This window comes from Bacillus sp. S2(2024) (assembly GCF_050474045.1).
In the GTDB taxonomy this organism is placed as follows: domain Bacteria; phylum Bacillota; class Bacilli; order Bacillales; family Bacillaceae_G; genus Bacillus_A; species Bacillus_A yunxiaonensis.
Genome location: NZ_JBFLUS010000003.1, coordinates 1,914,793 through 1,937,617, shown reverse-complemented (window position 1 = coordinate 1,937,617; position 22,825 = coordinate 1,914,793). Strand labels below are relative to the sequence as shown.

General features: G+C 36.4%; 22 protein-coding genes and 1 pseudogene. 3 read left to right on the top strand and 20 right to left on the bottom strand.

The window, feature by feature from the left end; genetic code table 11:
* Window positions 1–15: 15 nt before the first annotated feature.
* The 7 genes from AB1284_RS09670 to AB1284_RS09640 all read right to left on the bottom strand — a co-directional run bounded on the left by AB1284_RS09670 (window position 16) and on the right by AB1284_RS09640 (window position 7,464).
* The gene (locus tag AB1284_RS09670) at window positions 16–1,188 is read right to left on the bottom strand and encodes an ABC transporter permease (protein WP_429749831.1); all 1,173 of its coding nucleotides are present in this window, start codon (window positions 1,186–1,188) and stop codon (window positions 16–18) included.
* A complete protein-coding gene (locus AB1284_RS09665) occupies window positions 1,181–1,870 on the bottom strand; it encodes an ABC transporter ATP-binding protein (protein ID WP_429749833.1) in 690 nt (229 codons plus the stop codon). Before AB1284_RS09665 ends, AB1284_RS09670 begins: the two co-directional genes overlap by 8 nt.
* Complete coding sequence (locus AB1284_RS09660; RefSeq protein WP_429749835.1) at window positions 1,870–2,745, bottom strand: efflux RND transporter periplasmic adaptor subunit; 876 nt, start codon at window positions 2,743–2,745, stop codon at window positions 1,870–1,872. The genes AB1284_RS09665 and AB1284_RS09660 overlap by 1 nt, the downstream gene beginning before the upstream one ends.
* Before the next feature lie 684 nt (window positions 2,746–3,429).
* Window positions 3,430–4,731 (bottom strand): sensor histidine kinase, encoded by a 1,302-nt coding sequence (locus AB1284_RS09655; protein ID WP_429749837.1) that lies wholly within the window; start codon window positions 4,729–4,731, stop codon window positions 3,430–3,432.
* A 43-nt stretch (window positions 4,732–4,774) separates the two neighbouring features.
* Window positions 4,775–5,455 (bottom strand): response regulator transcription factor, encoded by a 681-nt coding sequence (locus AB1284_RS09650; protein WP_429749839.1) that lies wholly within the window; start codon window positions 5,453–5,455, stop codon window positions 4,775–4,777.
* 154 nt (window positions 5,456–5,609) lie between these two features.
* Window positions 5,610–5,921, bottom strand: coding sequence for a hypothetical protein (locus AB1284_RS09645; protein WP_429749841.1), 312 nt, complete (start codon window positions 5,919–5,921; stop codon window positions 5,610–5,612).
* Between the two features lie 199 nt (window positions 5,922–6,120).
* Window positions 6,121–7,464, bottom strand: a complete 1,344-nt coding sequence (locus AB1284_RS09640) for a PLP-dependent aminotransferase family protein (RefSeq protein ID WP_429749843.1) — start codon at window positions 7,462–7,464, stop codon at window positions 6,121–6,123.
* A gap of 126 nt (window positions 7,465–7,590) precedes the next feature.
* Between AB1284_RS09640 and AB1284_RS09635 the strand changes: the two genes are divergently transcribed.
* The gene (locus AB1284_RS09635; RefSeq protein ID WP_429749844.1) at window positions 7,591–8,523 is read left to right on the top strand and encodes a DMT family transporter; all 933 of its coding nucleotides are present in this window, start codon (window positions 7,591–7,593) and stop codon (window positions 8,521–8,523) included.
* Window positions 8,524–8,729: 206 nt separating this feature from the next.
* Here the strand turns inward: AB1284_RS09635 and AB1284_RS09630 are convergent, their stop codons facing one another.
* From AB1284_RS09630 to AB1284_RS09620, 3 genes are all read right to left on the bottom strand, one after another.
* Window positions 8,730–8,945, bottom strand: coding sequence for a small, acid-soluble spore protein, alpha/beta type (locus AB1284_RS09630; protein WP_429749846.1), 216 nt, complete (start codon window positions 8,943–8,945; stop codon window positions 8,730–8,732).
* Window positions 8,946–9,618: 673 nt separating this feature from the next.
* A complete protein-coding gene (locus AB1284_RS09625) occupies window positions 9,619–10,401 on the bottom strand; it encodes an SDR family NAD(P)-dependent oxidoreductase (protein WP_429749848.1) in 783 nt (260 codons plus the stop codon).
* 18 nt (window positions 10,402–10,419) lie between these two features.
* Complete coding sequence (locus tag AB1284_RS09620) at window positions 10,420–10,605, bottom strand: SDR family NAD(P)-dependent oxidoreductase (protein ID WP_429754308.1); 186 nt, start codon at window positions 10,603–10,605, stop codon at window positions 10,420–10,422.
* A 235-nt stretch (window positions 10,606–10,840) separates the two neighbouring features.
* Between AB1284_RS09620 and AB1284_RS09615 the strand changes: the two genes are divergently transcribed.
* Entirely contained in the window at window positions 10,841–11,746 is a 906-nt protein-coding gene (locus AB1284_RS09615) for a LysR family transcriptional regulator (protein WP_429749850.1), read from the top strand.
* Window positions 11,747–11,815: 69 nt separating this feature from the next.
* Here the strand turns inward: AB1284_RS09615 and AB1284_RS09610 are convergent, their stop codons facing one another.
* The 6 genes from AB1284_RS09610 to AB1284_RS09585 form a co-directional block, all read right to left on the bottom strand.
* Complete coding sequence (locus AB1284_RS09610) at window positions 11,816–12,292, bottom strand: 2,4'-dihydroxyacetophenone dioxygenase family protein (RefSeq protein ID WP_429749852.1); 477 nt, start codon at window positions 12,290–12,292, stop codon at window positions 11,816–11,818.
* Window positions 12,293–12,466: 174 nt separating this feature from the next.
* Complete coding sequence (locus AB1284_RS09605) at window positions 12,467–13,255, bottom strand: SDR family NAD(P)-dependent oxidoreductase (RefSeq protein ID WP_429749854.1); 789 nt, start codon at window positions 13,253–13,255, stop codon at window positions 12,467–12,469.
* Between the two features lie 286 nt (window positions 13,256–13,541).
* Entirely contained in the window at window positions 13,542–13,763 is a 222-nt protein-coding gene (locus AB1284_RS09600; RefSeq protein WP_429749856.1) for a hypothetical protein, read from the bottom strand.
* Window positions 13,764–13,827: 64 nt separating this feature from the next.
* Window positions 13,828–15,117: an MFS transporter gene (locus AB1284_RS09595; RefSeq protein ID WP_429749858.1), complete on the bottom strand. Its 1,290-nt coding sequence runs from the start codon at window positions 15,115–15,117 to the stop codon at window positions 13,828–13,830.
* A 166-nt stretch (window positions 15,118–15,283) separates the two neighbouring features.
* Window positions 15,284–15,412, bottom strand: a complete 129-nt coding sequence (locus tag AB1284_RS09590; RefSeq protein WP_429749860.1) for a hypothetical protein — start codon at window positions 15,410–15,412, stop codon at window positions 15,284–15,286.
* 13 nt (window positions 15,413–15,425) lie between these two features.
* Entirely contained in the window at window positions 15,426–15,785 is a 360-nt protein-coding gene (locus tag AB1284_RS09585) for a hypothetical protein (protein ID WP_429749862.1), read from the bottom strand.
* A 1,118-nt stretch (window positions 15,786–16,903) separates the two neighbouring features.
* Between AB1284_RS09585 and AB1284_RS09580 the strand changes: the two genes are divergently transcribed.
* Window positions 16,904–17,677: an SDR family NAD(P)-dependent oxidoreductase gene (locus tag AB1284_RS09580; protein WP_429749864.1), complete on the top strand. Its 774-nt coding sequence runs from the start codon at window positions 16,904–16,906 to the stop codon at window positions 17,675–17,677.
* Window positions 17,678–17,788: 111 nt separating this feature from the next.
* Here AB1284_RS09580 and AB1284_RS09575 read toward each other — a convergent pair whose 3' ends face one another.
* The 4 genes and pseudogenes from AB1284_RS09575 to AB1284_RS09560 form a co-directional block, all read right to left on the bottom strand.
* Window positions 17,789–18,730, bottom strand: coding sequence for an alpha/beta hydrolase (locus AB1284_RS09575; RefSeq protein ID WP_429749866.1), 942 nt, complete (start codon window positions 18,728–18,730; stop codon window positions 17,789–17,791).
* 197 nt (window positions 18,731–18,927) lie between these two features.
* Window positions 18,928–19,926 (bottom strand): TauD/TfdA family dioxygenase, encoded by a 999-nt coding sequence (locus AB1284_RS09570; protein WP_429749867.1) that lies wholly within the window; start codon window positions 19,924–19,926, stop codon window positions 18,928–18,930.
* 417 nt (window positions 19,927–20,343) lie between these two features.
* A pseudogene (locus AB1284_RS09565) lies at window positions 20,344–21,579 on the bottom strand (MFS transporter).
* A gap of 189 nt (window positions 21,580–21,768) precedes the next feature.
* On the bottom strand, window positions 21,769–22,824 hold the full coding sequence (locus AB1284_RS09560) for a TauD/TfdA family dioxygenase (protein WP_429749869.1): 1,056 nt from the start codon (window positions 22,822–22,824) through the stop codon (window positions 21,769–21,771).
* Window position 22,825: the final 1 nt, after the last annotated feature.

The following is a 22,825-nucleotide window of genomic DNA, read 5'->3' as shown; positions in this document are numbered from 1 at the left end:
TGTTCTTTTTTGCTATTAAATACTCCTTAGTGCATCAATCGGGTTCAGCTTTGATGCTTTCCTTGCTGGTGCAATTCCAAAAATAATACCGATTGCTGCTGAGAAGCCAAGAGCTAACAATACAGTTGATAAAGAAAGTGCAAAACTTGCTCCGATTAATGAACATACAACAAAAGCAATGAACATGCCCAGCAAGAATCCGATGGTTCCACCAAAGAGGGACAGCAATACCGCTTCTAGCAGAAACTGCTGTTGAATCCGTTTCGGTTCCGCCCCTAGAGCCTTTCTTAACCCAATTTCTGTCGTTCTTTCCGTAACAGAAACAAGCATCATGTTCATAATCCCAATTCCTCCGACAATAAGCGAAATCGATGCAATGCCCCCAAGCATGAGCGATAGCATTGTCGTTATTTTATTGAACGATGAGATCATATCCTGCATATTCATGATCGTAAAACTTTTGTCTTTGTAGTTAAAAGCCTGGTTTAATACGGATTCGATATCGCTGGTTATCTTTTCAGATTGATTTGAATCACTCATATATACATCCACACTCGAAATGTATCCTGTTCCAAGAAGGCTCATGGATGTAGTATAAGGAATGATCACCGCATTATTTATCGAGGATTCAGAAAAATGATTCGATTTCTGTAACGTGCCAATCACGGTGTAGGTCACCCCGGCAATCTGAATCCTCTTACCAATGAGATCCTCTCCCCAAAACAAATCATTCGCAATATCGGACCCAATCAGACACACCTTATTTTTACTATTAATATCAAGGTTATTTAGACCTCTTCCTGTTTCAATCAGGTTCTTCGTTTTTGAAAAATACACATCATTTTTGCCTTGAACTACTACATCTTTTTTTTCATTACCATTATAGACAATCGTTGTTTTTCCAGTAAGCGTAGGAGAAACTCCATCAACATGCTCGATGGCAGACAGCTTTTGTATGTCACAATCAATCAATCCATGCTTAAGTGGAGTCCCTATGGCCTGAACGGTTATTTTATCAGTTCCGAAAGAAGAAAACTCACTCATCATCCCATTCATTGCACCCTTAACAATTGTAATCAAAGCAATAATCGAAACCACACCAATCACAATTCCAAGCATAGTCAGGAAAGAACGCATTTTATTATGAATGAGATTCATCCAGGCCATCTTGATATTTTCCTTAAACATGTGTGTACTCCTCCCTAAGTTTTCCGTCCAATATTTTTACAATCCTGTTTGCATGTTTAGCGATTTCAATATCATGTGTAATCATAATAATCGTTTTTCCCTCTTCGTGAAGCTCGTGAAAAATCTCCATAATTTGATGACCCGTTTTTTGATCCAATGCTCCTGTTGGTTCATCAGCCAGTAAAATCGTTGGTTCTGTTACCATTGCTCTTGCGATGGCCACTCTCTGCTGTTGACCACCGGAAAGCTGATTGGGACCATTTTGCAATTTTTCACCAAGTCCAACCCTTATGAGCATATCACGTGCTCTTTTCTTACGTTCCTTTTCGGCCACACCAGCATACACAAGTGGAAGCTCTACATTTTTGATGGCACTAAGTCTCGGAAGGAGTTGGAACTGTTGGAATACAAATCCAATCTCCTTGTTTCGGATTGCAGCAAGCTCCGATTCTTCAAGCTCATCAACCTTTTGATCCGATAAAATATATTCACCGCTTGTAGTCGAATCTAGACACCCAATAATATTCATCAAAGTTGATTTTCCTGAACCGGATGGCCCCAGGATTGCAACGAAATCTCCTCTATGAATGGTTAGATTAATATTATTTAAAACTACTTGTTCTTCCTCACCCATGTAGTACGTTTTTATAATCTGAGTCATTTTGAGAATTTGCTCACCCATTATTGATTCCCTCCATGCATCATAGCTGCATTGGAATTGTCTTTTTCTTTAGTAGAAACCATCACTGCACCACCAGCGTCAACTCCGTCTTTAATCTCAACTGTGGTTCCATCATTAATGCCGATGTGAATATATTTTTTTGTGGGTAACCCTTTTTCTGATGGAATCAGAACATATGGCTTATTTTTACTATCAAACTGGACCGCGTTCATTGAAAGAGTTGTGACCCCAACAGCTTTTTGTTTCAGTATTCTTGCCTCAGCACTCATTCCTACTCGAATTGTATTATCGCTATTAAGGTCAATCGTTGCTATAAAATAAGAAACCCCGTTTTCATTTGTTGCCTCTTTTGAAATGTTTGAAATGGTACCCTTCATTTCTTTTTCAAGTGCATTGATGGTTACATTTACTTCATTGCCAACCTTTAAATATTTCAGGTCGTATTCATCTACCTTGACCTTTGTTTGTAAATTAGCAAAATTCACAATGTCTATCAATTGGGCCCCTGGCAATACATAAGTGTTACCTTTTACATATACTTTTGAAACTTCACCATCGATTTCGGCCTTTATTTCTTCCCCTACTCCATTTTTCAATAACACATCGCCTTTTTTAATCTGATCTCCTTCTTTAACGAATATTTCGTCAACATGCATTTCCTTATTACTAGATATGTTCTGTTTATTTTTTGCTTCAACTGTACCAGAAAAACTATAGTAAGTTGTAATGTCACTTGTTTGAGCTTTCTCCTCTTGAAAATCACCGCTTCCTTTTGGCCAAAAAGCCAACACTGAAATCAGTGCGATTACAACCACCCCAATCATGTTCCAAATTACAAGCTTTTTCTTGCTCTTCCTTTTTTGCTTTGTATTCATTTTACTAACCTCCATGTTTGATGTAGCCTCAATATAAAATTCCAATATGAACTGAATATGAACTTACAAAAAAATCCACAAAAAATTTCAAAAATAAAAATAGTGCCTGACATTGCTTGTATAAAGAGTCTACAAGCAGTGTCAGGCACAAAAAGTGATTTTTATCGAAGTGGGCATTATCAACTACTACCACCCCGTCTTGGATAGTGTTGCGATAACGAATAGGAGTGAAATCACTCCGACTAAGATTACTGTTATAATCATTTTAACAATTAATACAGGTTCTTTTAATACTTTGTAAAAAGACCATAGTATTGTTCCCAAAGTAAGGACAACAAGGCCCCTCAGAACAAAAATGCCCCATAAATCCACTCTGTAAAAGGAAACCATCATGGACAATATTAGTGGTAACAATACCCATTTATGATTTTTCATAAAACAGCTTCTTTACGATGGAAACATTCTTGCATTCTTTTGGCATTTCCAATCAAACCTTTCACATGTTCTTTGGGTTCTCATGTTACGATACACCTACTATGTGAACTCAATATGAACCTTGAACATATCATGTATAAGTTCTCGTTCCGATACTTTAAAACATGTAAAATCTATACTAATTCAAGCAAATAATATAATAAGAAAAAACACGCTTGGATTTGTAATACAAGCATGTTTTGATATACCTTATTTTTTATATTTTAGTGGTAGTGTAATGATAAATTCCGCCCCACCCTCATGGCCCTCTAAAACTTTAATATCTCCATAGTGCAAATCAACAATTTGTTTAACAATGGATAAGCCGAGCCCATTTCCTTTTATCGATGGGTCTCGGGATTTATCAACTTTATGGAATGGCTTAAAAATATCCTTCCGTTCTTCTACCGGAACACCAATACCAGTATCTGTAATTAAGACAGAGATAAGATGATTTTGTAATACTGCTTTAATCGTAATTTTTCCTTGAGGTGGCGTAAATTTAATACTGTTATGTATTAAATTTGTCCACACCTGCTTGAGTTGATCTTCGTCTGCTTCAATCGTAATGGGGGTTAACTGAATATCTATCGCAATTTTCTTGGCTGACCACTGCGGCTCCAAACCGATGGCAACATTCCGCAGTTGTTCATCTAATCGAAAATGTGTCAGGTTAAGTTGTAACTGATCATGCTGCAAGTGAGACAAGCGAAGCAGGTTTCTTGCTAGACGTGATAATCGATCACTTTCCTGTTCAATAATACTCAAATATTGTAAACGATTTTCCTCACTCATTTTCTTTTGTTTTAACGCTTTTGAAAATCCAGAGATTGAAGTTAACGGTGATTGGATTTCGTGTGATACGTTGGACACAAATTCTTGACGCATTTGATCAAGTTTGCCGAGTTCTTTAGCCATTTCATTAAAGCTCGCACTTAATGCTCCAATCTCATCTTTTCGTTTCGTCGGAAGCACAATAGTAAAATTCCCTTGTGCCATTTTCTTCGTTGCTTCTGTCAATCTTACAAGAGGGCTGACGACATATCGAGCAGCTATAATAATCAAAAGGCTGCCAAAAAACAAAATGATGACGTACATGATATGGATTACATTCATAAACTGGTCTTCAAACTGATTCCTCTCAATTGTTAAAAATATTGCATAATGTTCCCCATTTTCTTGAAATGGTACGCCAACAATCGGAACATGCGTTATAAACCCTTTAAAGTTGTCTGTAATTTTCCCAGCAAGAACCGCATCGATATATTTTTTTTCAACTTTCAAATTTTCATCTTTGAGAAGTGGTACACTATCATTTTTATATAGTTGAAGGCGTGTGCCAGCAGTCCCCGAATATGCCTTCATAAAAGACAGCAAATTGTTCGATCCAGTAGCTTGGTAGATTTCAATCATCCTTTTGCCATTATTGACAAGAATTTTCAGTATCTCTTCCTGAGAACGGTCATGATATAAAATATTCGTTCCAATATAAGCGACAAGTAAACTAAACATAACAGTGCTTACATAAATAACCACTATTCGTGTATAGAGCGATTTAATCCCGATACACCTCCAAGCGATATCCGAGCCCTCGGATTGTTACTATTTTGAACTCCTGCTCATACTCGGCAAATCGCTCCCTAAGTCGTTTGATATGGACATCAACTGTCCGTTCATCCCCTTCGTAATCAATGCCCCAAATCTGCTCAATGAGATGATCACGTGTAAATAACTGATTAGGATAACTGCCCAGTTTATAAAGGAGTTCAAATTCTTTCATTCGCATTGTAATTCTTTTACCATCTTTATAAATCACCTGGTAGGTTTTACGATCTAGTTCAATGTCTCCAAGCTTTATTACATTTGAAGCTGCAATACGATAGCGTTTGAGCAGTGCCTTCACGCGCAAGACCAGCTCAATTGGATCAAAAGGCTTAACTAAATAATCGTCTGTTCCAAGCCTAAAACCTTTTATTTTGTCCTCTGATTCACCTTTTGAGGTAATCATCAAAATAGGAATATCAGCTAGTTCACGAAGTTCCTTACATAATGACCATCCATCCAGCTTTGGCATCATGATGTCAAGAATCACAAGATCAACCTGATGGTTCTCAGCGTATTCCAATGCATCTGCTCCGTTCGATTTTTCAACAATATCAAAACCTTCACCATCAAGATACAAACGAATGAGCTCACGAATATGATCTTCATCATCAACGACCATTATTTTAGTCAATTTTTATTTTCCCCCTTAGAAATGGTACAACCTACTATTCTATAAATCTTCAGAAGACACATTTAACGTATTTCCGAAAGAAGTCCCCATCTTCAAGCGCGTGACGGGCAAGAGCCCAGCGGTAAGGTGGGGATGAATTTCGATTAGACATAGCCTAACTGATTTGTAAGAACTGCCAATTGTTCGTATGGTGTATACGTTCCATATCTGACATCTTCACTTGCTTATAGGATTTCGCAGGATTTTGTATATATTGTCCATGTATATCTTGTACGTATACCATTTTCCCTGTAAATCCTGTCACAAATCTTACTTGTCCAAATACCTTTACTTTATCACCTAAATAGATTCCATCTATATGTGGTGTATTTTTCTTGTTCCGTTTTGCACTTGTATTCTTTGTTTTCCTTCCTTTTCTTGCGGTTGCTTCACGCAGGGAGCGTTTTTTCTTTCTAAATTGCTTCATGCGAAACTTATAAAAAATATACAATTTTTTCTTATTAACGTGATGATCTTAAATGAATTAAGATTTTTAGAACTAAAAGCGCAAGCGTTATCTAGAAAATCTAACATAGTTTATTGAACGTACATATATCATTCAAGCTTCTTTATTTAGATTTCCTTAACGTTGTAAATGCTACAAATCTGTTTCCTTAATGAACAACCTATATACGTTTCATTGCATCAATAATCTTACATATTCCCTCTTCAATCATTTCTTCCTTTACATTTGATACATTTAATTTCAATATTCTTTCTTTTGGAAACGAAGATAAATAATTTTTATCAATCGAATCTAGCAATACTTTATTTTTTATTACCTGTCGAAGAAGTGGTTCAACTATAACTCTCTTATCTAAAGTAATATGTGTATGAACACACGGTAAATTCGCATCATGGTATTGAAACAACTGTTTGTTCGTAATACTCCATTCTTTCAAAGAAGCGGCTAACCTCTTGGATCTTTCATAATAGGAAGCGCGAATTTTTTGTTTATGCCGATCAAACATTCCGCTCTTTATATACACTTCTAAAGCTGCTTGTGAAATCATTGAGCTATCGATATCTAATAATTTTTTATATGTTAAGAAATTTCCCGTAAGACAATTAGGTATAACCGCAACACCAACTCGTAATCCTGGAAAAATAATTTTAGAGTAACTTTTCAAATAAATAACATGAGAGGCATCATCGTAACTATACATTGGATCCGCTTTAGCGTCCCTCTCTAAATCTGCTAAATAATCATCTTCTACAATAAATACATCATATTTCTTCGCTAAACGGACAATAGCTTCCTTATCTGTCTTAGAATACGATGTACCTAACGGATTATGAAACCTCGGCATTGTATAAAAAAATTTAATATCTTCTGTTTGAAATATATGTTCTAATTCGTTTAAATTTATCCCTTCGGCTGTTCGTTCTATTCCCATAACAGGGATATTGTGCGTTTCTAAATACTCGATAAGTAAATGATAACTTGGCTGTTCAATTAAAATCGTATTCTTTTTATTCGGAAACGGAATAGAAATTAACAAAGACAGCGCTTGCTGCGCGCCGGATGTAATAAAAATATTCTCTTCATTTGTAAACACTTGATAATGCGTTAATTGCCTTTGAACAACCGGAATTAACGATGGCAATCCTTTCGGAGTCCCGTATATAAATAAGTCATTTTTATATGTATCAATTGCTTTATTAATACAATGCTGAAAATCTAAATATGGAAAAACATCTGGGTCAGGTGCAGATGTTGCAAAATCTATTACACTACTATCATTAACATACCCTTCGTTTGTTTTTTTCACAACATAGTATCCGCTTTTCAAAACGGAGTATATCATATGCCTTTTTTCTAACTCCTGAAGTGCACGAATAGTTGTACTTTTCGTGCATTTATAATGCGTACTTAAAGATCGAATAGAAGGTAATTTGTCTCCCTCTTTTAATTCCCCATTTTGGATTAAGCGTTCTAAATCATTGAAAACGTTTAAATATTTATACACATTTACACCCCTATATATTTTCTGTACCGGTACAGATGACATTTATTTGTATTGTAGCACCCACAAAAAAACATTACCATTTACGTATACTGGCCAGTAAGAAAATTCATTATATGAGGTGTGAATATGACACAAACAAAAAAAGCATACGCCGCAGCTATTCTTTATACATTCATAATTGGTTTTTCATTTATGTTTGTAAAGTTAACTTTTACAGTCACAGGACCACTTGATACGTTAGCTCATCGATTTACCATTTCTATTCTTGTCGCATCAATTCCAGTAATATTCGGTTTTGTTAAATTAAATATCACATTTAAAAACATGCTTTCTATTTTACCAGTAGCAATCCTATACCCAGCTTTATTCTTTACTTTTCAAGCATTTGGATTAGTGTATACATCATCTTCTGAAGCTGGCATTATTCAAGCTACCATTCCTATCTTTACATTGGTATGTGCCTCTTACTTTTTAAAAGAACGAACAACAATTTGGCAAAAAATTTCGCTTCTTTTATCTGTATCTGGTGTCATCTACATTTTTGCTATGAAAGGATTTGGTTCTCATTCTACTAGTTTTATCGGAGTTATACTCATTCTCTTATCAGCATTATCGTCAGCTGGTTATAACGTTCTAGCACGAAAGATGACAAAACAATTTCGATTAATTGATGTAACATATATGATGACTACAATTGGGTTTGTTTGCTTTAATACACTGTCTATCGGAAATCATATTGCTGCGGGAACGATGAATCAATTTTTTCAGCCCTTTACAAGTCCATTATTCCTAGTTTCAATTTTATATTTAGGAATTCTTTCTTCATTGTTAACAGCATTCCTATCAAATTACGCTTTGTCCATTATGGAAGCATCAAAAATGAGTGTATTTAGCAATGTATCAACTTTAATTACGATGTTCACTGGCGTAATTTTCTTACAAGAAGATCTTGCATACTACCATATCATCGGCGCAGTCATGATTATTCTCGGTGTATTAGGTACAAACTTTTTAGATGAAAAATTCATGTTAGCAAAGCAGAAAAATGTTAGTATGTAAAACAAAAATCCTGTTTTGAATATCATCAAAACAGGATTTTAACTAACTTATTAATAAAAATAAATTTCAAAAAAATTATAACGTTACAATAATTACTTAATTATGGATTTCAATAAAGTAGAATGTAGGGAGGGGACTTTAAAATCTTAACTAGATGTGTGTACAGCAGTCCCTCTAAAATAATAAAAGAGAAAGCAAACGGCATTTTAGTGTATTCTATATTGTCCAGCTAGTTTTTCTTCGCCCATTCGTACTAAGCGTTTTGTAATTTCTCCCCCAACTGTTCCGTTTGCGCGTGCTGTTGTATTTGGACCGAGTGTGATCCCTAATTCACGTGCAATTTCATATTTCATTTGCTCAATCGCGCTCCTTGCGCTTGTGATAAGAATTTCATTGGTACGATTATGTTCTTGAATATTCATCTTTAGCACCTCCATTTTATTGGTAAATAATGTGCTCATATTCTAGATAAATATGCATATCCATAAAAAAAGTATAAAACCTGCACTTTATGTAAATTTGTATTTTTTAAAACTAATTAACCAGATTTTTTGGAGGGAGATTTTGATAAAGAATCCATGAATTGTTTTTTAGCAAAATGATAAGTTCGGTGAGTGTAATACACTTTCGCAGTAGCAAGATTATCACAAAGGGAACACTTAATTTGATACGAAGCTTTGCTAACATGGGGAGTTTCAAGCAATAGTAATGTTTCTTTCATGTGTGTAGTACAAACCCACATAATTTCACCTCTTCATTAATATTTTTCATTATACAGTAACACTTACATTATGATTTATAAGCTAAAGGACCTCTTAACTAATAGAATTTGATTTTTCACAACTTCTTCAAGTTGAGAATACTCTTTCCAAATTTTATAAAAGTTAAAGTTTTCGGCCACCTTTCTTCCTCCTATTACCTAAATAATTTATTAGTTGCTATATATTTATGAAAGGTATTCCCTTCTTAAAGAAGCGGAATGCCTCTTTAATCCCTTTGATTCTGTTAAAAGTTTACTATTACTTTTTGAATTTTCCCATTACAAGTGAGACTACCTAGAATAAATCAGCAACAATAATATAAGTCTGTAATTTTTCACACTTTTTGCTCAAGAAGTTTTCGAGTATATATGGTTACCCATTTCCTTGGCAGTAGTCCCACAGATTTAGCCATGAGTTTATTTTTAAAGCCCGGGATGATTACCCTTTTATTCTTCATTAATCCTTCAAAGCCACACTTAGCAACCATTTGCGGATCCAACATGTTCTTATTGAACACTTTCGTTCCTGCCCCGGCGAATTGCTGCGTGAGTGGTGTTTTAGTAAAGCTAGGACATAATACGGAAACTTGAACCCCGGTTCCTTTCAGTTCTTCTGCAATCGCTTCTGAAAAGGATAAGACGTACGATTTACTTGCTCCATACATCGACATCCGCGGAACTGGCTGAAAGGCTGCTAGTGAAGCCACGTTTAAGATTTTACCTTGCTTTCGTTCCACCATATCATCTGTAAAAAGTCTAGTTAAATACGTAAGCGAGATCATATTAAGCTGCAGATATTCCATTTCTTTCTGAATATCTGCTTCCGTCATGAACCCAAACCCGCCAGCCCCAGCATTATTAATTAAAATATCGATGTCAATTCCTTCGTTTTTCAATTGTTGATGCAAGCTCTCTATCGTTGTATAGCTGCTCAAATCACCAGCAAAAGTATTCACTTGCACGCCATAATCCTTTTTTAAATTCTCGGCGTGTTGTTCCAACAACGTTTCGTCTCTAGCAACTAATACCAAGTTATAACAATGGCTTGCGAAAACTTTAGCGAATTCCAAACCGATTCCTTTTGTAGCACCTGTAATCAAAACAGTTTTTGTTGGCATCCGTCTCCTCCTCATGCATTATTTATCCAGTCGAAAAAGAGAAATTGCTTTATCCACACCTTGAACGTCAGATTCAAAATCTGTTACATCCCACGCTAGGACAAGTACTTTTCTCCCTAATGCTTCAATTTCTTTCACAACGTCTTCGGAAACCTCTATACGACGTGAACAAACCACGACGTTTGCATCAGCCTCAGCCAACACTAGCGCCACCATTACACGCTCTAACGCTCTAACCCGCTACAACCCATTGCTGTCTGTCCTGTTAAATCAAACAATTGTTTAGATAACATTCTAGCTACCCTTTGTTTATTTAGAATATTCTAAAATTTATAAATATTCGTATTGTTTTTGATTATACTCATAAATTATAATTAAATAAAATTAAAGATTTTAATGTGTAAGTAAGTAATATTAATATTAAAAAAGGGGGACGGCCATGAACATTGAACAATTGCTATATATTATTGAGGTCTCAAAGCATAGTTCTCTGACTATAGCCGCACAGAATCTTCATGTGACCCAATCCACAATTAGTCAATCCATTACCAGCTTAGAAAAGGAGTTAGGAATTAAAATTCTTAATCGCTCCCGTGGACACGGTGCTGTACCAACAGATGAAGGTAGAATCATTCTAAAACTCGCCTACGAAGTACTGAAAAAAATTGAAGAAATTAAAGAGACAGCCAACTCATTCAATTCCTTGGATGTGGGAGAACTAAGATTATCTTCTTTACCCGGATTGACGACGTTTCTGGTAAAAGCTATAGCCGCTTTTAGACAAGAATATCCACATGTGAATGTGGAGGTGTCTGAAAAAAGTGGATCTGCTGTGATTGAAGATATTCGACAGCATAAGACCGACATCGGACTAATTACATATTCAACCGATTTGAACATAAACATGGAAGGAATTGCTTTTGAAACCCTATTTGAAGGGAAACAAAAAGTATATGTTTCTAAGCATTCTCCCTTAGCGTATCTTGGTACAATAGCTCCGCATGATATACTTGATCAAACTCTCGTTACATATAACGGTGAATTTATGCAATATTTTGTTCAAGATTTCTTTAACAAATATAAGCCCTTAAAAATCCTATTTACGTCAAATAATATGGACGGAGTTCTCCAAGCCATCATTGAAAGTTTAGCTATTACATTTGCTCCTGATTTCGTAATGAAAAATTATCCCCCTGTCATCAATGGTGATATCATTCCGATTGATTTGATAAATCATAGGACTGTAAATATTTCTTTAGGGTTGGTTCGATCAGAGAATAAACATTTATCCACTTTTGCCAACAAATATATTCATTATCTAAAATCTATAATTGTTAAGAGTTAAGAACGAAAAAAGAGAAGCATCTTCGTCACATGTGAACGTCGGGCTTCTCTTTTTTTACGAATCTATCTTTTAAAATTTGGTCACATCTACAGGCTCAATTCCTTCAGCCGCGCAGTGGTCATGGTATTTTTTCAGGAATGACTCCCAATTATCTCTGGCAATAATTTCTCCATTCTCACCTAAATAGTCTAATGTTCCTTCAACAATATTCAATGTAATAACTTCTTCATCCCCTACAGCCTGAGGTGTATGTGAGGATCCAGCCGGCTCATAAACGACATCACCAGCTTTGGAGACCCAAGGATCCTCAAGATATCTCCAAGTACCTTGGACGGTATAAACAATGACCGTACCAGGATGAAAATGAGCGGGAAGTTGCATAGCCGCAGGAACTTTTAATAACGTAACCGTTTGTCCTGTCACTGGATTGGCTTTAAGCAATTTAAATTTCGCATCTCCAAAATAAGGAATCCAAGGCAAATCGTCCGGACAAATATTATTGGCATGGAATGCCGTTACCTCTTTTACACTTTTTACGTTACTCACTTATATCCCCTCTTTCATTTTTTTGAAATCCGCATATTGATAACGTTTACAATAATAAGTTAATTGAATATTGAGAATTTATTATTTTCAGTATATTTATAATTACTAATTAAGTAAAATTATTATTTTTAATATTTAATTAAGTATTATTAATTTACGCCATCAACTTGACGGTTACTTAGCGCCAAGTCCCCCATCAAGAGTCAATATTTGTCCTGTACAATAATCAGAAGCTGCTGAAGCAAAATAAAGAACTGCTCCTACTAAATCATTGTCTCTACCTAACCTCCTTACTGGAACTTGGGAGGCGATGATTGGGCCAGCCTTGTGTACAAGTGTTCCCGGTATTTCTGGGTTATTCATTCCAGTAGTGAAAACTCCAGGAGCAATAGAATTCACATGCACTCCATGGCGCCCCCACTTAACTGCAAGATCCTTTGTTAAAGTCATAACTGCCCCCTTACTTGTCGTATATCCTACAGAATCTACAGCTTCTGGGTCAGTACCTTTAAAGCCGATTGAAGAAGAAATGTTAATAATTTTTCCATATTCGTTGTCTATCATATGTTTTCCTACAGCCTGGCACATCAAAAATGTACCTGTTACATTTGTATCGAGCATAGCTTGCCATTGTTTTAAAGGCATGTCCGTAGCGGGTGTTTCAAAAACCGTTCCGCTACTGTTAACTAAAATTTCGATTTTCCCAAAATGGGAGACCGCTTTCTCCACAGCTTGAGCGACAGATTCAGGAACTGTTACATCCAATGAAATAGCAAGCGCTTGTCTCCCTAACGCTTCGATTTCTTTCACAACTTCTTCACAAACCTCCATACGACGTGAACAAACTACGACGTTTGCACCAGCCTCAGCCAATGCCAGTGCCATTACACGCCCTAACCCGCTACCGCCTCCCGTAACCATTGCTGTCTGTCCTGCTAAATCAAACAATTGTTTAGATGACATTCTTGCTTCCTCCAATTTAAATAATATTCTTAATTTTTAAAATATATCATGTTATTAATTATATTTATAAGTTATAGTTAAATAAAATTAATAATTTTAATGTGTAAGTAAGTATTACTAATATTCAAAAATGGTTACAGTCATGGATATTGAACAATTACTATAAATATGGATGGAGTTCTGCAAGTGATTATTGGAAATTTAGCTATTACATTTGCTTCTAATTCGTAATGAAAAATTATCCTCCTATCCTCAATGGTGGTATTATTCCGTTTGATTTGGTGATTCATAAGCTCTTAAATATATAGGTTGATTTAATCAGAGAATTCTTTGATTTTTTACTATCTGCGAAGCTCCCGATTTTGTTATATAAACTATTTACTTCATTTTCTACTTCAATATGATCATCAAAGTAAGTCTCGGACATCCTCTCTTGACAATTCCAGCACTCACTACGATTTCGCTCCATAATGGCTAGTTCTTCATGACAATTTACACAACGATCCATTTATGCAACCTCCTTTTCATATTTACTTATTTCTTTCCTTCATCAATCCACTCAACAATGATTTTTAAATACTCAATTGCTCCTCTGCTTTTATTGTTGTGTGACTTTGCTTTGCGGGACGTACAGCGATCCAAAACAATAATCCGATAACGAACATACCCAAAGAAGTTACTTGAAACCCATAACGATATCCCATTGCCTCAGTCGCTGCATATTGGATAAAATACCCGAATACGAGCGGGGCAATAATACTTGTTGAGCTTGCAAGAGCAACATAGGTCCCTTGTGCTTTTCCGATGTTTTTGGGAGAAAAAAAGTCCATTAATATTGCAGGTGCGAGTGAAAGAATGACATAGGCGAAACCTGGAGCAAGGGTGAAGAGCAGGATGGATATAGCAGTTGAATTTACAGTATTCGCTAGATATACACAAAGAGCGGATAGCACCATCATGAAACCAGAAAGGTTTATTCGAGCTTTACGAATATCTCCAGTTTTGCGATAAAGCCGATCTGATAGCATAGAAAATCCAATTTGGCTAATGGCAGCGAAAAGAAAAGGTAAAGATACGGCTAGTTTTAATGTTTGATCATTAAAATGTTGAATTTTCGTAAAGTATGCCGGAAACCATATCGCTTGAACGGACAATAACCAATAGGCGCAACCTCCACACAAAACGATAAAAACAAAATTTTTAGACAGAAGATGTGGAAGAAACTGACGCCAAGAAACTTTAGAGAGGGTTGATGAATGCTTCTCCTCTTGATGAAGTGAAGGCACCCCAATTTCTTCTGGACTTTCTTTACCGAAAATAACCCATAAAACGAGTACAATAAATCCAACAAGCCCCATGGCTATAAAAGCAGATCTCCATCCATATCGGTCGATCAATGAGATTAATAATGGGGAAGCAATTGCAGGCCCGATTGTTGCTCCAAAGAGAACAGCACCAAAGCCTATCCCATGTCTATGTTTTGGGAACCATTTTCCTATTATTGCCGTTGATAGAGCTGGAGCTGGACCTTCGCCTGCTCCTAAGATCATTCTTGTAAACACTAGCATAGATAAACTGGAAACAAAAGGTGTAGCAAATTGAACAGTCAACCATACTACCGACATCCAAGTTAACATTTTTTTGGTGTTTTTAGAATCAGCCATGCCGCCAAGAATGATAGAAGAAAAGGTAAAGAACCAAAAGAAGGAGCTTCCCACCAATCCCCATTGTGAAGGACTTAAATGCAATTCTTTCATTACGGAAACGGAAGCCAAACCAATGACAATTTTATCAACTTGGTTGATCATACCAGAAGCAACTAGAAATAATAATATAATCCAAGAATATTTTGGGGTATTCAATATAAAAATCTCCCCTTACTTTTTACTATTTAAGGAAAACCATTATTTACATTCTGAAAGGTACTCCCCATCACATGAACGAATTGTTTCTCTTATGAAACGATTTTTAAAGATAAATCCCCAAGGTTTGAGCCCGTAGCTATACTCCTGATATTTATTAAATTCGTTATCTAATGTTTTCTACAATACCACCAGCTGTTTTTCCACGTACGGGAATACCGCCGCGACCCGCTTTACCTGTTTTCTCATCAATAAACATCGCAAAATCAGGTGCGATTTCTCGGCCATTTGGCATCGTGAGCCATAATCTAAGTAAATGACGTTTGCGTTACCGGAATACCTAGATGAAGTCCGAGACCCCAGTAAATGATGCTCGCTTCTTCATCTGTATATTTTTCCAATAGTAATCCACGAATTAATAGGAATTCCTTTCCATCCCCTAACTCTCCGATAAAATAAGTAATTTCCTCAGAAAGATCCGGAATCGGAAAGTCCTCCTTATTTAAATGAGGTGCTTGTAAATCCTTTTGTTTAACAAAATATAAAGCGCTTTCAAGAAATGCTATCGTTTTCTCGGACAAGTAATAAAACCATGAATCACCTTTAGCTAGATTAATACCTTTCCATGCTACTGGTCCTTTAATTTTCTCCTTTAAAATGAACGGCATAGATACGCCTCTTTCGTTTTCTAATGCAATTTTTAAATTTCCCCTATTGTTTTCTTGGGTAACTCTTTTAAAAATTCCACTTGTCTAGGAAGCTTGTACTTTACCAGCTTATCATGATAGAAACAGTCATTTATGACCAAGTTTTGATGAGATAATATCGCAAACTTTTCTTTATTGGTTATTCCTTATGTGTATAGAATTACTGCAAGTCTTTCTAAGAATGAATATCCCTTCATAAACAGGATAGTTTGTTTCCTAGTAAAAGAGCGATTCCATCTCCCTTCCCAATTTCTTTGTTAAATAAGTTATTACATAATTAAATGATGTCCCCCCTTTTTACTTACATGGAAGTACTTTGAATAACAACTACTGTGATTACATTAATTGTTATTTAATTCATTATATTAATAATTTTCAGTTAAATAAAATTAAAGATTTTAATGTGTAAGTAAGTATTATTAATATTCAAAAAGGATTACAACATATTATTAAATTTACAAAACATAGTTCTCTGGCTACAATAGCATGGAATCTTCAGTTGGCTCCATTCACGATCTGCCAGCTTAGAAAAGAAATTAAGACTAAAGTTTTTTAATCACTCACGGGGACACGGTGCTCTAGCAACCGATGGAAGGTAGAATCATTCTAATACTTGCCTTTGAGGTACTAAGAAAGCTTGAGGAAACAAAAGACACAGCCAACTTGTTCAATTCCACGAAAGTAGGGGAACCAAAGATAGCTTCTTCTCCCGGATTGATGACATTGCTGGTAAAAGTCATATTCGCTTTTACACATGATTATCCCTATGTCAATCTGTAATTGTCATGTATCTCCTCTCCTTCTATCAACAAACAAGCATAGGAGTGAGCCGCTCTCTTGAGGAACCTATTCGATTATACAAGAAAAATAAAAAACTGATACATTTTACTAAGGTTCTATTTTATTTACAAAGTAGTTTTTTCTATTTTATATTAGTAGTACTTAATTACAAATTAAAATCTTTAATTTTATTTAATTATAATTTATCAGTAGAATTAAAAGTATAAATGAGTTAATATTCCAAAAAATCACTTTCGAGTTTGGTCTTTTACGGTTAAATCGAAACAGGAGGTTGAACTATGGACTTAAAGTTATCTGGAAAAAAAGCACTTATTGTTGGAGGAAGCCGCGGGATTGGTAAAGCTACTGCTCGCCAATTGGCTCTGGAAGGTGTAGATTGCACGATTTGCTCAAGAAATGAATCCTCACTCAAAATCGCTGCTGAGGAATTAGCTCAAGAAACAAACAGAAATATCTATCCAATTGTCGCAGATACCACTGATCCTGACTCTATCCTAAATTTAGTTGAAAAATCAGCAGCAGCAATGGGAAGCATTGATATTTTGATCAACAGTGGAGCCCGTGTTGGCGGCTTTGAGCCAGAGGATTTTAATAGTATTAAAGATGAACTTATTTTGAAAGATTTTGAAGAAAAGTATATGGGCTATTTTCGTTGTATGCGAGCTGTAGCTCCTTATATGATAGAAAATAATTGGGGACGTATTATAAATATAAGTGGTCTGGCTGCTAGAATTGGCGGTAATTATTTTAGTTCCGGTCCCCGTAATGCATCTGTTGTCCATTTAACAAAATCAGCATCATTGGAATTAGGAAAGCATGGAATTAACGTCAATGCTGTTTATCCAGGGATTGTTGATACGGAAATGTTTAGAAACCGCGTCACTAACGAAGATGCTGTGCGTCAGATGGCAGGACTCAATGCACTCGGCCGCTTAATTACAGTAGAAGAAATTGCTAATGTCATTACCTTCCTAGCTTCACCTTTGGCGGCATCGATTACTGGTGATGTCATTTCAGTAACCGGCGGAATTGGAGAAACCGTTTTTTACTAAAAAGCTAGGATTGATATTGTAACTGTATCTTAGATTACCAATAATAGTGTATTTAAAAAACGGGCCTCGCTAAAAGCTGAGGCTCGTTTTTTATAACTTTTTAATCTACATCTACCCTATTGTATATTTAGCAGCATTCAAGAACTTGTCAATCTTAGAAATAGTTGATTCAATGTTCTTAGAGAAAATAGCCATATGTGCAAAAAAGCCGTGGATCATACCAAGTTCACATACATATTCAACTTGCACACCAAACTTTTTCAATCGTTCGGCATAAGCCATTCCTTCATCTCGAAGCACATCATTTTCTGCTGTGATTACGAGTGCTGGCGGGAGACCGCTTAAATCTTCAGCAACTAAAGGAGCAGCGTATTCATTATACCTGTCCTCATCATTCCTTAAATAATGATCACGGAACCAAATCAGCTGTTCGCGATCCAGACCAAAACCTTTTACAAATGTTTGATGGGATTCCGTATTAAACTCAAGATTTGTCGCAGGGCAGATTAAGACCTGTGCAGCGATGTCGGGACCTTTTCTGTCTCTCGCCATCATAGTTACTACTGTCGCTAGATTTCCACCTGAGCTATCCCCTCCGACTGCCAATCTCGTAACATCTCCGTTAAAGGAGGTCCCTTTTTCATAAGCCCATTCCAATGCCGCATATGCGTCTTCGACTTGAGTCGGGAACTTATACTCTGGAGCAAGACGATAGTTTACAGAGACAACAATACTAGCCGTTCTATTTGCTATCATTCGGCAACTTGCATCCATCACTTCAATGTCTCCTAGAACCCATCCTCCACCATGGTAGTAAATAAATATCGGGAAGGGCCCTTGCCCCTCCGGTATGTATACCCTACATTTGATTTCTTCGTCTTTGCTTACCGGTATCATCAAGTTCTCTACCGTTGAAACCGGATCTAATTTTACAGCAGGGCGCGGTGCCTTCGAAAGTAGCTCTCTTACTGTCTTAGGGTCCATTTTATGAATAGGCGGCATCTGATTAAATACTTGTAAATATTTTTCTGCTTGCGGATCTAAATTTGTCATGAAACATCATCCTCACTTCCATTTATTTTAAAATTAACTCGGATATTTCCTAAACCTTTATTCCGATCCTGAAACGCTCACATTCACTTCATCATAAAAAACATACAATGGTGATTTTATTCACCTTATTTCGATGAATAAAATCACCATACAACTTGATATAAGAGATATTAGTGATTAACATTGCCGCCAGCTTTTTATCTAATTACAGGTGCTCCTCCGATATAAAACTCGAAATCTGGGGCAATTTTTCGGCCATTTGGCATCATGAGCCACAATCTTAATAAATGACGTTTGCGGTCATCTTCTTCATAATCTTCAAATAATGTACGTGAATGAAAAACCGCATAATTATTAACGAATTGCATATCCCCTGGTTCCATCATCATATCAATATGAAAGTTTTTATCATGAGTAAGGGAATCTACAAAATCAAACGCTTCGATTTCTTCTTTTGACAAACAGATACCTGTTTTCATTTGTGCTGATTCGACATATTGGCGCATATATCTGCAGCTCAATTTACCATCGTAATAGCTAAAGATTGGTGATTGAACTACCGGAGATTGACCTTGTGCTTCTTCTCCACGAAGGTCATGGGCAAATGGACGAAAAAGAATTTCAAGGTACTCTGGATTCTTCTCCAGAATTTCATTATAGATAGACATTGCACTAGCGATACTGCTTAAACCACCAGATTTCGCTTTGCGAAGACATAGTAATCCGACCACATCAGCAAGATCTGTGTGATAGTCAAGATGCACATTCGTTTGGTAACCTCTTACTTTTGTATTATCATTAAAGTCTTTACCTATGTTTTTGATATGCCCTAAGAGGTCCCCAGTTTTACTTTGGATGATCGGCAGTCCCAAGTGAAGTCCGAGACCCCAGTAAATGCTGCTTGCTTCTTCGTCAGTATACCGTTCCATTGGCAATCCGCGAATCAATAGAAACCCTCTCCCATTCTCCAGTTCGTCGACAAAGTATTTGATTTCGTCAGCGAGATCAGGAATCGGGAAATCCTCCTTTTTAAAATCTGGTGCTTTTAATCCCTTTTGTTGAACATGTAATAATGCCTTATCAAGAGCAGCAATCGTTTTTTCAGACAAATAATAAATCCATGAATCATCTTTAGCTAGTTCAATGCCTTTCCATGCTGAACGCCCTTGAATTTTTTGCTTTATAATAACTGACATAAATCTTCCTCCTTTATTCATTTGGTTATTTTCTTACTTGATATGACCGAATTTTTTAGCGTTAAGAATGAAGAAAAGCGAAACATCTTAATCGCTCTTGGACCCGAACCTCTCGCTACCTCCCAAAACATTAATAGCGTTTACATAAATATTATGACTGAATATTTTGAATTTTCTTTTCTTTAGTATACTTATAATTATAAATGAAATAAAATTGTTATTTTTAATTTATAATTAAGTTGTATTAATATAGCGTCATTCAATCTCACAAACTAGCCCTTTCAAAAAACTAAGTAATAGATACATTGACCAAATCTATTAACATAGTTATGGCCATCCTACCTCAATTTGGTATATTCACTAACTAAGAAGATCCTTCATTGAAGTTATAACCGCCCTCTGATTTGCTGTATATTTTTAAATACTCACTTGTTCCTCTGCTTTTATTGTTGTGTTGCTTTGCTTTGCGGGGCGAACAACGATCCAAAATAATAATCCGATAACGAACATACCCAAAGCAGTTACTTGAAACCCATAATGATATCCGATTGCCTCAGTCGCTGCATATTGGATGAAATACCCGAATACGAGTGGGGCAATAATACTTGTTGAACTTGAAAGAGCAATGAACGTCCCTTGTGCTTTTCCGATGTTTTTGGGAGAAAAAAAATCTATCAATATTGCGGGTGCGAGTGAAAGAATGACATAGGCAAAACCTGGAGCTAGGGTGAAGAACAGGATGGATATAGCACTTGAATTCACGGCATTTGCCAAATATACACAAAAAGCAGATAGCACCATCATGGAACCGGCAAGATTTATTCGTGCTTTACGAATATCCTCAGTTTTGCGATAAATCCGATCTGATAGCATAGAAAATCCAATTTGGCTAATGGCAGCGAAAAGAAATGGTAACGACACGGCTAGTTTTAATGTTTGACCATTAAAATGCTGAACTTTAGTAAAGTATGCTGGAAACCATATCGCTTGAACGGACAATAACCAATAAGCACAACCTCCGCATAAAACGGTAAAAACAAAATTTTTAGACAACAGATGCGGAAGAAACTGACGCCAAGAAACTTTAGAGAGAGTTGATGAATGTTGCTCCTCTTGATGAAATGAAGGCAACCCGATTTCTTTTGGACTTTCTTTACCGAAAATGACCCATAACACTAGCACAATAAGTCCAACAATCCCCATAGCTATAAAAGCAGATCTCCATCCATATCGATCAATCATAGAGATTAATAATGGTCAAGCAATCGCTGATCCGCCTGTTGTTCCTAACAGAACAGCACCAAAACCTATACCATGTCTATGTTTCGGGAACCATTTTCCCATGATAGCCGTTGATAGAGCTGGAGCTGGACCTTCGCCTGCTCCCAAGATCATTCTTGTAAACACTAGCAGGGACAGACTAGAAACAAAAGGTGTGAGAAATTGAACAATCAACCATGTAAGTGACATCCAAGTTAACATTTTTTTCGTGTTTTTGGAATCGGCCATACCACCAAGAATAATAGAGGAAAAGGTAAAGAACCAAAAGAAGGAGCTTCCCACCAATCCCCATTGTGAAGGACTTAAATGTAACTCTTTCATTAGGGGAACGGAAACCAAACCAATAACAATTTTATCAACTTGGTTAATCATACCTGAAGCAACTAGAAATAATAATATAATCCAAGAATATTTTGGAGTGCTCAACGTATAAATCCCCCTTATTTTTACCATCAAGGGAAAACCTTTTCCCGACATCTGAAAAGGTGTCCCTATCATATTAATCAATTGGTGTTCTTATGAAACGGTTTATAAAGGTAAGTCTTGCGGATTTAAACCCAATTACTTCAAGTTTTCTACAATACCGCCAGATGTTTTTCCACGGACGGGAATACCGCCGCGACCCGCTTTACCTGTTTTCTCATCAATAAACATCGCGAAATCAGTTGCAATTTCTCGGCCATTTGGCATCGTGAGCCACAATCTTAATAAATGACGTTTGCGTTCCGGCTCTTCATAGTCTTCGTATTGAGTACGGGAGTGAAGGACAGTATAATTATTGACGAATTGCATATCACCTGGCTCCAACATCATATTAAAATGCATGTTTTCATCATGAAGGAGCGAATCCAGTATGTCTAACGCTTCAATTTCAACTTTTGACAAATGGATACCTGTTTTCGCTTGTGCTGATTCTATAAATGTACGGACATATCTGCAGCTCAATTTACCATCATAATAACTAAAAATTGGTGATGTAAATACTGGAGATTCACCTGGTGCTTCCTCACCACGACGATCAAAGATGAATGGACGACAGAGAATTCCAAGATACTCTGGATACTTCTCAAGAATTTCATTATAAACAGCCATTGAACTTACGATACTACTAAACCCCCCAGATTTTCCTTTTCGAAGGCTTAATAATCCGACGACATCAGATCCATCTGCGTGAAAAGGAAGATGGAGTTTCGTTTGGTAACCGCGTACATTTGAATTCTCTAAGCTAAGACCCTGATCAATGACGTGCCCTAAGAGGTCACCATTTGCGTTTTGCGATACTGGAATACCCATGTGAAGTCCGAGGCCCCAGTAAATGATGCTCGCTTCTTCATCCGTATACCTTTCCATTGGTAATCCACGAATTAATAAGAACCCCCTCCCATTCTCTAGCTCTTCAACAAAGTAAGCGATTTCATCAGAAAGATCAGAAATTGGGAAGTCCTCCTTGTTAAAATTAGGTGCTTGTAAACCCTTTTGTTTAACATAAAATAAAGCATTTTCAAGAGATACGATCGTTTTCGCAGACAAATAATAAACCCATGAATCATCTTTAGCTAGATCAATACCTTTCCACGCTACTGGTCCTTGAACTTTTTCCTTTAAAATGGACGACATA